Below are 11,638 nucleotides of genomic sequence, written 5' to 3'. Positions count from 1 at the left end.
GGGCAGGCCTGTCATCGGGTCGACATGGACCCAGTGTCTGTCGCCGAGCTGTATGCCAGTGGGTGCGGCGAGGCTGACAAAGGTACGCAGGTAGTGGTGTGGGCGCTGGCGCTCATCGCGCAGGCCATCCACGGTCATCAGGACGGGCATCGACTCACCGTCGGCACGGCGGCACAGCACTTCCTGTTGCCAGGAAGTGGGTTCCTCGGCGTTCGTGTCCGGGTCGGACCCCAGCATCGAGGGCGTCCGCAAGGAGAGGAAGAAGTGCTCGACTGGCCAGCCTGCGACCTCGCTGCGCTCGCAGCCGGCAATTCGGCAGAAGGCGTCATTGGCCAGCACGATGAGTCCGGCGGCATCGGTCAGGACCATGCCGGTCTGCCCCTGCTCGAACGCGCTCTGTATGAGCCGTGCAGGGTGTTGGGCCAGGGGGCTGACCCTGTCGCCTGGTGGGCGTTTACCGTGTGGACTCATCGATTCGCTTTCTCAGCCCCTGCTGCATTGGTTTTAACGTCGAGGTGGGTTTCGACGTTGATACTAGAGAATATCGTCATAAGACGCCCAGACTTTAGCGCTGAGCAAGGTTAAATTCGGGGCTGCCCTGAAAAAACCAATAATCATTCAGTGTTGACGCCTGAGCGGGTCTCAAGTTCGGAAATGGGGTGCCGATACAAGAGGAAAGAATTCGTTCCCTGAGGCAGGGTCGCCAAGGGTGTGGTTGCAGGCTCGGCGTCGTTAACGGTGGATGGATCGCTCGACTCCCGATTATATCGCCAAAGGGGAACGCGTTGCGCATATCGGTTCGGATGGAAGCATTGACTCGATTTCTCTGCTCCCTGCAGGGACGACTGCTTGCCGGTCTTGCCGCGACGTGGTTGGTCATCGTGGGCATCCTGTTGATGCTGGCCTGGCAGTATGGCAAGGCGCTGGTGGATGAGGTCAACCTTGATCACCTGCGTGATGAGTCGCGCTTGATAGCCGATGGCCTGACCGAGAAGGTGAATCGTCGTCTGAATGCCCTGACGCGTCTGGCGCCGGGCCTGCAGGGTATGAGCCCGGAGCAGCTGGGCGATTTCCTCGAGCATAACCAGGCCCTGATGGAATGGTTCGAGGGCATCATGGTGACCGGGCCCGATGGCATTGTGCTTGCCGACTGGCCGGTGGTTGAGGGGCGTGCCGGCCTTGATACGTCGGACACCGAATACTTTCGCATGTTGAGCGGCACTCCGGAGCCCTACGTCAGTGAGCCCTTCATGGGTAGAGCCAGCGGCGACAACCTGGTACTGATGCTGGTACCGCGGATCGACGAGCAGGGGGGATTCGGCGGTGTCGTCGGCGGAATGGTCAACCTGGCGGGGGGCGGCCTGTTCCAATGGCTGGAGCGAAGCTGGCTGGGCGAGGAGGGGCGTATCTCCGTGTTCTCTGCGTCGGGCCAGGCGTTGTTTCATCCCCGGCGGACGAGCAGCCAGGCGTTCAACGGATTACCGGCACTCGACCTGGCTCTGGAGGGCTGGGAGGGAGAAACCGTTGCCCGTGGAGTCAATGGCGAGTCGACGCTGATGTCTTATCGCCAGATCAGGCCGGCGAACTGGATCGTCAAGGTATCGCTGCCCCGGTCACAGGTTCGTGCCCCGCTGGGTGACTATCTCGTTACGCTTTGGTGGGCCTGGTTGGGGTTGGCGGTGCTGTTGATGTTCAGCATGCGCTGGCTGGTCAGGCGCATGCTCGAACCGCTGCACCGGCTGGAGCGTCAGATCGCCCAGGTGGGGGCAGGGGAGCGTCGCTACCTGGCGCTGTCCACCAGCATGGAAGAGTTGAGGCAGGTGGCCAGCAGCTTCAATCGCCTGGAGCATGAGCGGCTTTCGGCCCTGGAGCACCTGAAAGATCGCCAGGCCTTTCTCGATGCGGTGCTGGGGTCCACGCCAATAGGCATGTTCGTCGCCGATCTCAAGGGGCACCTGAACTACATGAACCCGGCGCTACTGGAGCTGCTGGGGCTCGATGCGTCCTGTAGCGCCAGCGAGTGGTGGGAGCGTATTCATCCGGACGATCGCCAGGGCACCCTGGATATGTGGCGTCACTCCCTTTCGACCGGCAGCGACTTCATGCGTCAGCTGCGCTTTCACCATCAGGATGGGGTCACTCTGTGGGTGGAAGTGCATGCAAGCCAGGTGAGGGGTAGCGACCAGCCCCTGGGTTTCGTGGGTATGGTGAAGGACATCACCGAACGTCGTCAGCAGGAAGCCTTGCAGCGCTGGGAGGCGGAGCACGACCCGCTGACCGGGCTGCTCAACCGCCGGGGTTTCGAGCGTCGCCTGGAGGAGGCGCTGGCGGAATATGCCAAGACCGGTACTCCATCGGTGTTGATCCTGTTCGACCTCGATCACTTCAAGCCCATCAACGATGAGGGCGGGCATGCGCTAGGCGACGAGATGCTTCGTCGCATTGCCCAGGTGGTGGCCTGGGAAGTCCGTCGTAGCGACCATGTGGCCCGCCAGGGCGGAGATGAGTTTGCCGTGCTGCTGCCCAGCTGCACCCTCAAGCAGGCCGGGGAGATTGCGGAATCCCTGCGGCGAGTGGTTTCCGAGGTCACCGTGGTCAATGAGAGCAAGGTCTATAACATCACCCTGAGCATGGGGGTGACGGCTTTCCAGGAGGGTGATGATGCGGTCGAGACCGTGCTGGCCCGCGCCGATGCCGCCAGCTACAAGGCCAAGGCCAGGGGGCGCAACACCGTGGTCATGGCAGATCCGGACGACGAGAGCCTGGTCGACTCACTGTGGTAGCTGGGCGAGCCAACGCCGCAAGCCTTATGGCCTGGCTGGGATTGGAGATAGTGACAAGGGATCGTCAGGAAGCGCTCGGCAGGAAAAGGCTGGCAGTATGAGCGAACTGACAAAGGCTATACAGAGGTATTGAAGCGTCCCGGCTGCGCCCTCACTCGACCGCTGGCGCCATAGGTCGTCTTCTCGGCAGCCTCGTGGATGAATTCGAGCAGGCGCTTGTTCTGGCCCATGCGCAGGCCGACAAGTTGACCGTTCATCGTATTGAGCCGATGGGCCTTTCGCGTCCGCTCCAGGGTGCTTTCCCACTCGTCCAGGCAGCCGGCTTCCTCGGCGGCCTGGCGGGCGCCGGTGGCACCCTCTGCATAGCCCAGGCGCTGCTGGACATTGCGACGCAGGGTCTCGGTGGCTTCCAGCTGCTGCAGTCGCCGTTGCTTGTGCTCGGCAATCGCGGCCAGCTGTCGCCCGTCGATATCGGCGGCGGCAAGCAGTTCGCGCTCCTGCTCAAGCAGCTGGATCACGCCGTCAAGGCGCTGCTGCTGCTCGCGGAGAAGCTTGATCAGGCTCATTCGTCACCCTTGCCTGCCGTCGATTGCAGCGATTCGATCAGCCCGTCGGCGATGCGGTCGGCACGAATTTCCAGGCGTCCTTCCCGAATGGCTTCGCGAATCTCATCGACCTGGCGGTGTCGATGTCGCGGGAGCTGTCAGTGGCATTCTGGCGCAGGTGAGTCGTGGCCGCGGGGCCCGCATCCTGCTGGTTGGGCTGACTTGGGGCCTTGACTGGCTGCGCCTCTTCGCGTGGCGGTGTCGGGCGCGTCAGGGGGTTCTGGCTGTTGATCTTCACTATATTGGCCTCGTGACCGGTGCTTTTACACGCTATCGGCTGCGCCAGGAAAAACTTTAGGCATGATATAGCGTATGCACGTGAGGTGCATCCGTTAGCATCAGTGTAGGTGAGTGTCGGCAGGGCATGTCGAACCACCACTCAGAAGTCGACGATCACCAACCCCTCTCCCGCCACCTGTCCGGTGACCACCTCGCGGGAGTCGAAGCGGATCCGGACGCGATCGCCCAGGCCGCCGGGCTCCAGTGCCTGTCCTTCGCGGGAGACCCGAAACCCTGCGCCTCGAGCCTCGACCGCGACACGCTGGTTGCGCTCCACCAGCGGCAGCGAGCGGAACTGGTGGGCCTGTAGCGGCTGGCCGGCGCGCAGCGTGCGAGTCGCGACCTGGCCGATGATCTGTTCCGAATCGAGTAGGGCATTGTTGGGGAGTTCTGCCAGGTTGCCCTGCCGTTGTTCCAGGTGCTCCGGGCGTACCGTGTCGCCGGCGTTGAGCTTGGTCGCCAGCACCGGGAACTCGCCGAGAACGCCGATTTCAGCCTGCATATAGCGCACCTGGCGCCCATCGCTTCCGCAGCGTACCCCCACCGACACCCGGCCGATCGGCAGCTCCCCTTCTCGGGTCAGGAAGGGCTGGGGCGATACACACTCCGGCAGCCGGGCCGAGGGTGGGCGCAATTCGATGATGATTTCCTCTCCCAGGGACTGCGCCTCGCTGTACAGAAAGCCATGCACGGCCTGGAGCAAGGCATCGTCGTCGGCCTTGGCGGTGCCGGAAAGCAGAGCGAGGCCGGCGAGGATCGTCCACAGAGTGAGCAGGAGCTTGAAGGGGTGACGCAGCATGGCATTTGGCCGAGGTTGGTGATGGTGCCAGTGAATTCTAGCGTCCGGTGAACTCATGAAACAGCGGAAATGAATGCGGAAAACCGGTCTGTTCTTGCCATTGATGTGACACCACTCTGGCTATTCTTCACTCTCAACAAGTTCCGCACACAGTTCATATTGGGTTTCGACCACGGAGAGCGCCGGCATGATCGATAAGCTCGAGGCCGCCTTTAACTACCACCAGCAAGCGCTGGGCTTGCGCCAGGAGCGGCACAAGGTGCTGGCCAGCAATATCGCCAACGCCGATACGCCGAATTACAAGGCGCGGGACATGGACTTTGCCGGCGAGCTCAAGAAGGCGGTCGAGCATGGTCGCTCATCCGGTGGCGGTTTGTCACTGGCCAGGACATCCGCGGGGCATCTGGGCGGACAGGGCTTCGCGCCGCCGAGCCAGGACTTGCTGTATCGGGTGCCGGACCAGCCGAGCCTGGACGGGAACACGGTGGACATGGATCGCGAGCGCACCCAGTTCGCCGACAATTCCGTACGCTACCAGGCGGCACTGACCATCCTCAACAGCCGGATCCAGGGGCTGAAGAGCGCCATGCAGCCCGAATAACCCGGGCTAGAGTAACCCGGGCCAGAGTCATCCGAGCCGGAAAATCCAGAGCCGGAAGAACCAGAGAGAGATCGCACCATGTCGATGTTTTCCGTTTTCGATATCGCCGGCTCGGCCATGAGCGCCCAGTCTCAACGCATGAACGTCACGGCCAGCAACCTGGCCAATGCTGACAGCGTGGCGGGGCCGGATGGCGAGGCCTATCGCGCCAAGCAGGTGTTGTTTGAGGCCCGCCACCAGGGTGCCCATGGCATCGGTGGCGTAGGCGTGCGCAGTGTGGTGGAGGACAACTCCCCCATGCGCATGGAATACCGCCCTGAGCACCCGCTGGCCAATGAAGAGGGCTACGTGACCATGCCCAACGTCGAGCCGGTACACGAGATGGTCAACATGATCTCGGCCTCTCGTTCCTACCAGGCCAACGTCGAAATCATGAACACGAGCAAACAGATGATGCTCAAGACACTCACCCTGGGTGAGGGATAATCGCCATGTCCACGACCATTGATTCCAGTGTCGTCACGCGCATGAACCAGGGTGGTTCTTCAGCCCGGGATGCCAGTCAGGCCGCCGACCTGCGCAACAACTTCATGACCCTGCTGATCGCCCAGATGCAGCACCAGGATCCGCTCGATCCCATGGACAACCATGAGATGACATCCCAGCTGGCCCAGATCAACACCGTCAGCGGCATCGAGGATCTCAACAAGACCCTGAAGGGCATCACCAGCCAGATGGATGCCGGGCAGACGCTGCAGGCGGCCGGGCTGATTGGTCAAGGCGTGCTGGTGCCGGGCAACCGTGTGTTGATGGAAACCGATGAAGAGGGCAATGCCCACACCACGCCCTTCGGTATCGAGCTTGGCCAGTCGGCCGAGAACGTCCGCGTGACGATCACCAATGCCAGTGGCCAGGTGGTCAACCGCTATGACATCGGCTCGGTCAAGGCGGGGGTCGAGTCCTTTACCTGGGACGGCAGGACCACCGAGGGTGAAACGGCGGCTCCAGGCGCCTATCGGGTGCGTGTTGAAGCTACCAGCGGCGAAAAGACACTCGATGCCTCCACGCTCAACTACGCCGTGGTCGGTGGGGTGACACCGCCCGACGGCAATGGTGGTGTGAAGCTCGATCTCGGTGCCATCTACGGCCAGGTCGGCCTGGGTGACGTCAAGCAGATTCTTTGATTTGCAACAATGGTTTCCTAATCAGAACCGCGAAAGCGGCACAAAATTCGGTAGGCAGAGGAACGAAACATGAGCTTTTCCCAAGCATTGAGCGGCCTGAACTCCCAAGCGTCCAAGCTGGCACTATCGGCAACAACATCGCCAACTCCCAGACGGTGGGCTTCAAGAGTTCCAACGTGCAGTTCTCGGATGTCTTCGCCGGCTCGAAGGTCGGCCTGGGTACCCGGGTGTCCACGGTGATGCAGAACTTCAACGAGGGCAACGTCGAGTCCACCAACCGCAACCTAGACCTGGCCATCGCCGGGGATGGCTTCTTCCGCTTCCAGGACCCCAGCGGCGAAGTGGTCTACTCCCGCAACGGCCAGCTCTCCATGACCTCCGAAGGCGACCTGATCAACGCCCAGGGCGCGCAGATCATGGGCTTCGGTCTCAATGCCGCCGGCCAGGTCCAGGCGGGCGGTCAGCCGGTGCCCCTGAATGTCTCCGCGGAAGAGCTGGATGCGAGCATGACAACCAACGTGGCTACCACGCTCAACTTGGATGCCCGTAAGGTGTTTGAAGAGGAATTGAGTACAGTCGAAGTTCGTGATCAGAACGACAATATGGTGCCAATCAATTACCATTACTCGAATAATTTTACTGTCTACGACTCCTTGGGCAATCCACGGAATATTACCGTTTATTATGAGAAGACGGACAACGCCAATGAGTGGACAGCCAAGATGAGCATGGATGGCCAAGCTTTAGGCGGTAATGTTCCAACTGAATTCTCTTTACAGTTCGATTCGAATGGCAAGTTGGAGACTGGTGCAGGGAACGTTGACGCCAATGGAGCCATTCCCGGCATCGGGTTTCTCTCCGCTGAGTTCTTCAATGGCGAGCCGGAAGACTTGGAATTCACCCTCAACCTGGCCGGTACCACCCAATTCGGCAATACCTCCACGGTCAGCAGCCTGAACCAGAACGGCTACACCTCCGGCACCCTGGTGGGCATCACCATCAACGACGATGGCACCATCATGCGCAACTACTCCAACGAGCAGTCGCGCCCGGCCGGCCAGGTTTCCCTGGTGAGCTTCCGCAACCCCGAAGGGCTTACCCCCGCCGGTGACAACGTCTGGACGGCCAGTGCCGCCTCCGGCCAGGAGCTGGTCGGCGCGCCGGGTACCGGCCTGCTGGGCAGCGTGGTTTCCGGCGCCGTCGAGACCTCCAACGTCGACATGGCCCGCGAGCTGGTGGACATGATCGTGGCGCAGCGGGCCTACCAGGCCAACTCCCAGACGATCAAGACCCAGGACGAGCTGCTGCAGACCGCTATCAACCTGCGCTAAGCGCTAATTCCAATACCTAGCGCCAAGGGAGCCGAGCCATGGATCGCATCCTCTATACCGCCATGAGCGGTGCCAAGCAGAGCATGGACCAGCAGGCGGTGGTCAGCCACAACCTGTCGAACGTGTCGACTGCCGGGTTTCGCACCCAGTTGCATGCCATGCGCGCCGTGCCGGTAGAGGGCGAAGCCGCGCTGCCGACCCGGGTGTCGGTCGCGGCATCCACGCCGGGCAGCGACTTTTCACCGGGTCCCATCAACCACACCGGGCGGTCCATGGACGTGGCGCTGGAAGGTGACGCCTGGATTGCCGTGCAGAGTGACGACGGCACCGAGGCCTACACCCGGCGGGGCGACATGGAGGTCGATGGCGACGGCCTGGTCACCCTGGTGGGGCGGCCGGTCATCGGCGACGGCGGACCCATCATCGTGCCGCTGGGCTCCAGCCTGTCGGTGGGTGCCGACGGCACCCTCAGCGGCTATGGCGAAGGGGAGACCCCCGAAGCGCTGGTGGACATGGGGCGGATCAAGCTGGTCACGCCGGAACAGGCGCTGCTGCGTGGCGATGATGGCCTCTTCCGTCCGGCGCCCAACGCCGATGGCGAAGTGGCCGCGCTCCCTGCCGATGAGAATGCCAGGGTCGCCAGCGGTGCCCTGGAAGGCAGCAATGTCAGCGCCATCGAGGCGATGGTCTCGATGATTGACGTGGCGCGGCGCTATGAAATGCAGATGAAAGTGATCAGCACTGCCGATGAAAACGCCCAGCGGGCCAATAACCTGCTCTCTATTCAGGCTGATGGCCTGACAGCTAGGCACTTATCGAGCGGTGCCCGAGGAAACGAATATGATCAAGTCACTATGGACGGCCAAGACCGGCCTGGAATCCCAGCAGGTCAAGCTGGACGTCATCTCCAACAACCTGGCCAACGTCAGCACCAACGGCTTCAAGCGTTCGCGTGCGGTGTTCGAGGATCTGCTCTATCAGAACCTCCGCCAGCCCGGTGCCCAGAACGATGTGCAGAACCGACTGCCCTCCGGCATGCAGGTGGGCTCGGGCGTGCGTCCCGTTGCCACCGAGCGACTGCACACCCAGGGCGGGCTGGAGCATACCGAGAACTCCCGCGACCTGGCGATCAACGGCAATGGTTTCTTCCAGGTGCTGATGCCGGATGGCACCACGGCATACACCCGTGACGGCAGTTTCCAGCTCGACGAGAACGGTCAGATGGTGAACGCCAACGGCTATCCGCTGGAGCCGGCCATTATCCTGCCGCCGACCACCCTGTCGATGACCATAGGCGAAGACGGTATCGTCTCGGTCACCCAACCCGGTGACAACCAGTCGATGGAAGTGGGGCAGATCACGATCTCCACCTTCGTCAATCCGACCGGGCTCGAGAGCATCGGCGGCAACCTCTACCGCGAGACCACCTCGTCGGGTCCGCGTAACGAGGCCATGCCGGGCATGAACGGTGCCGGCCGCCTGTTTCACGGCTACGTGGAAACCTCCAACGTCAACGTGGTGGAGGAGATGGTCAACATGATCCAGACCCAGCGCGCCTACGAGATCAATAGCCGCGCCGTCCAGACCAGCGATGAGATGCTGGCCCGGTTGAGCCAGCTCTGATAGACGACGGCATGACGATTTCCACTCCCTGCCATGGGAAGCGAGCAAGCATGAAAGGCGCGGGTTATTCCATAACGAGGTTGGCCATGGTCCTCCTCGCCCTGGCGGCGCTGATCCTGGGCGGGTGCGCCCAGGTTCCCCGCGCCTCCGTAGTCGGGGAGCAGGAACAGATCGCCATTAACGAGCCGCCGCCTCGCATGGCCAATGGCTCGATCTACCAGGCGCATCGCGGCTCCCAGCCGCTGTTCGAGGATCGGCGGCCGCGCATGATCGGCGATATCCTCACCATTGTGCTGGATGAGCAGGTCAGTGCCAGCAAGAACGCCCAGTCCAACATGGACCGCAGCGGCTCGGCAGGGCTCGATCTTTCGGCCCTCCCCGATGTGCTGGAGCGCCTGGCCGAGCAAGGCATCGACCTATCCGGCGACCTTTCCGGAAACAGCAGCTTCAACGGCGGTGGCGGCTCCCAGGCCAGCAACAGCATGACCGGTACCATCACGGTTTCGGTGCTCGAGGTGATGCATAACGGCAACCTGAGGGTGCGCGGCGAGAAGCAGATCGCCATCAACCAGGGCGTGGAGTTCATCCGCTTCTCCGGCGTGGTCAATCCCAGGACGATCACCGGGCAGAACACGGTGCCGTCCACGGCGGTGGCCGATGCCCGTATCGAATACGTGGGTAGTGGCTATATCCATGAGGCGCAGCACATGGGTTGGCTGCAGCGGTTCTTCCTCAATATTTCGCCCTTCTAACGATGACCGAATACCGAGGCGTACCCATGATGTTGTTCAAGACGCTCACCCTGTCGCTCCCGCGGCGCCATGCCCACCGCCTGTCGGCGAAACTGGTGGTGCTGCTGTTGGCAAGTTTGTTGGCATTGCCGGTCCAGGCGGAGCGGATTCGAGAGCTTGCCAATTTTTCCGGGGTGCGTGACAACGTGCTGGTGGGCTATGGCCTGGTGGTGGGACTGGACGGCACCGGCGATCAGACCATGCAGGCGCCATTCACCGGGCAGAGCCTCTCCAACATGCTGTCCCAGCTCGGCATCACCGTTCCCCCGGGCACCAACATGCAGCTGCGCAATGTGGCAGCGGTCATGGTCACCGCCGATCTGCCGCCGTTCTCGCGACCCGGTCAGCGCCTCGATATCAACGTCTCATCCATCGGCAACGCCCGCAGCCTGCGCGGCGGAACCCTGCTGATGACACCCCTCAAGGGTGCCGATGGCGATACCTACGCCATCGCCCAGGGCAACCTGCTGGTGGGCGGCATGGGTGCCGCTGCCGGCGGTGCCGCTGTGCAGGTCAACCAGTTGGCCGGCGGGCGCATCGCCGGTGGCGCCATGGTGGAGCGGGAAGTGCCGCTCAACCTGGGCGGCGAAGCCGGTCTGCTGGAACTCGAGCTCAAGGATGCCGACTTCGGTACCGCCCAGCGCGTGGTCAACGCCATCAACAGTGAGTTCGGCCGGCCGGTGGCCGCGGCTCGCAATTCGCGTGTCATCGCTCTGGACGGACCCATGAACGAGAACTCGCGGGTCAACTTCATGGCCCAGGTGGAGAATATCCGCGTCACGCCGATGGAGGCACCGGCCAAGGTGGTCTTCAATGCCCGTACCGGATCGGTGGTGATGAATAGCGCGGTCACCCTGCGCCGTGCCGCCGTGGCCCATGGCAATCTTTCCATCGTGATCGATACCCGCTTCCTGGTCAGCCAGCCGCCCCCGTTCGGCGACGGCGAGACCGTGGTGGTGCCCGATACCGAGATCGAGATCCAGGAGCAGGACGCCTACCTGCGTGTCGTCGAGGGAGCCGACCTGGTGGACGTCGTCAACGCGCTCAATGCCCTGGGTGCCACGCCAAGCGACCTGATGTCGATCCTCGAGGCGCTCAAGGCGTCCGGCTCGCTGCGTGCGGATCTGGAGATCATCTGATGAGCATCCAGGACTTCAGCAGCCAGTTCGCCCTCGACGTACAGGGCCTGGAACGCCTCAAGCACACGGCGCGCAACGATGAGGAAGCCGGCCTGAAGGGCGCCGCCCAGCAGTTCGAGGCGCTGTTCCTGCAGATGATGCTCAAGAGCATGCGTGATGCCACTCCCACCACCGGGCTGCTCGATAGCGAGCAGACCGAGTTCTACCAGTCGATGCTCGATCAGCAGTGGGCACAGACCATGGCCGGCCGCGGCATTGGCCTGGCCGATCATCTGGTTGCCCAGCTGCAGAGCCAGGGAGTCGGGGCGGGTCGGCAGGCGCAGGAAGTCGATCGTGAGCTCAACGAGCTGATTGCCGGCATTCCTCGCGGTACGCCACGTGTCCTCAAGGATGCACTGCAGCCTGCCGAGGAGGATGGGGTCGAGGATGAGAAAGACGGCGAGAGCCGTGTCGACAGCATGACCGAAGCGCCGCCCGCCAGTTTCCTCGACGAGCTGGAGACT

The 11,638-nt window shown here is 62.5% G+C and carries 13 protein-coding genes and 1 pseudogene; 10 read left to right on the top strand and 4 right to left on the bottom strand.

Annotated elements, in window-relative coordinates; translation table 11 throughout:
- The coding region (locus Q427_RS13690; protein WP_155833568.1) for a PAS domain-containing protein at positions 1 to 471 on the bottom strand (471 nt) is incomplete at its 3' end.
- A gap of 332 nt (positions 472 to 803) precedes the next feature.
- On the opposite strand from Q427_RS13690, the gene Q427_RS13685 reads away from it, so the two are divergent.
- Positions 804 to 2,783, top strand: coding sequence for a sensor domain-containing diguanylate cyclase (locus tag Q427_RS13685; RefSeq protein ID WP_155833567.1), 1,980 nt, complete (start codon positions 804 to 806; stop codon positions 2,781 to 2,783).
- A 116-nt stretch (positions 2,784 to 2,899) separates the two neighbouring features.
- Here the strand turns inward: Q427_RS13685 and Q427_RS13680 are convergent, their stop codons facing one another.
- The 3 genes from Q427_RS13680 to flgA all read right to left on the bottom strand — a co-directional run bounded on the left by Q427_RS13680 (position 2,900) and on the right by flgA (position 4,466).
- Positions 2,900 to 3,349, bottom strand: coding sequence for a flagella synthesis protein FlgN (locus Q427_RS13680; protein ID WP_043514770.1), 450 nt, complete (start codon positions 3,347 to 3,349; stop codon positions 2,900 to 2,902).
- On the bottom strand, positions 3,346 to 3,438 hold the full coding sequence (locus tag Q427_RS36300; protein WP_331280638.1) for a hypothetical protein: 93 nt from the start codon (positions 3,436 to 3,438) through the stop codon (positions 3,346 to 3,348). Before Q427_RS36300 ends, Q427_RS13680 begins: the two co-directional genes overlap by 4 nt.
- 329 nt (positions 3,439 to 3,767) lie before the next feature.
- Positions 3,768 to 4,466 carry a flagellar basal body P-ring formation chaperone FlgA gene (gene flgA, locus Q427_RS13670; protein WP_043514763.1) on the bottom strand — a complete coding sequence of 233 codons (699 nt, stop codon included), beginning with the start codon at positions 4,464 to 4,466 and terminating at the stop codon, positions 3,768 to 3,770.
- Positions 4,467 to 4,653: 187 nt separating this feature from the next.
- On the opposite strand from flgA, the gene flgB reads away from it, so the two are divergent.
- The 9 genes and pseudogenes from flgB to Q427_RS13620 all read left to right on the top strand — a co-directional run.
- Positions 4,654 to 5,067, top strand: coding sequence for a flagellar basal body rod protein FlgB (gene flgB, locus Q427_RS13665; RefSeq protein ID WP_043513951.1), 414 nt, complete (start codon positions 4,654 to 4,656; stop codon positions 5,065 to 5,067).
- A 78-nt stretch (positions 5,068 to 5,145) separates the two neighbouring features.
- Entirely contained in the window at positions 5,146 to 5,553 is a 408-nt protein-coding gene (flgC, locus tag Q427_RS13660) for a flagellar basal body rod protein FlgC (protein WP_043513949.1), read from the top strand.
- Between the two features lie 5 nt (positions 5,554 to 5,558).
- Complete coding sequence (flgD, locus tag Q427_RS13655) at positions 5,559 to 6,251, top strand: flagellar hook assembly protein FlgD (protein ID WP_043514760.1); 693 nt, start codon at positions 5,559 to 5,561, stop codon at positions 6,249 to 6,251.
- On the top strand, positions 6,248 to 7,582 hold the full coding sequence (gene flgE, locus Q427_RS13650) for a flagellar hook protein FlgE (RefSeq protein WP_331280636.1): 1,335 nt from the start codon (positions 6,248 to 6,250) through the stop codon (positions 7,580 to 7,582). Before flgD ends, flgE begins: the two co-directional genes overlap by 4 nt.
- A 38-nt stretch (positions 7,583 to 7,620) precedes the next feature.
- Positions 7,621 to 8,373 (top strand): annotated as a pseudogene (locus tag Q427_RS30150) (flagellar basal body rod protein FlgF); the annotation flags it as partial.
- 49 nt (positions 8,374 to 8,422) lie between these two features.
- Positions 8,423 to 9,205: a flagellar basal-body rod protein FlgG gene (gene flgG / locus Q427_RS13635; RefSeq protein ID WP_043514755.1), complete on the top strand. Its 783-nt coding sequence runs from the start codon at positions 8,423 to 8,425 to the stop codon at positions 9,203 to 9,205.
- A gap of 86 nt (positions 9,206 to 9,291) precedes the next feature.
- The gene (locus tag Q427_RS13630; protein ID WP_231613691.1) at positions 9,292 to 9,957 is read left to right on the top strand and encodes a flagellar basal body L-ring protein FlgH; all 666 of its coding nucleotides are present in this window, start codon (positions 9,292 to 9,294) and stop codon (positions 9,955 to 9,957) included.
- A gap of 26 nt (positions 9,958 to 9,983) precedes the next feature.
- Positions 9,984 to 11,135 (top strand): flagellar basal body P-ring protein FlgI, encoded by a 1,152-nt coding sequence (locus Q427_RS13625; protein ID WP_442905488.1) that lies wholly within the window; start codon positions 9,984 to 9,986, stop codon positions 11,133 to 11,135.
- Positions 11,135 to 11,638 (top strand): rod-binding protein (locus Q427_RS13620; protein WP_197030640.1); only part of this gene is annotated, 504 nt, incomplete at its 3' end. The genes Q427_RS13625 and Q427_RS13620, both read left to right, overlap by 1 nt.

This window comes from Halomonas sp. BC04 (assembly GCF_000568385.1).
Note: the sequence above shows the minus strand (reverse complement) of the source record. Positions and strands in the feature narration are given on the sequence as shown.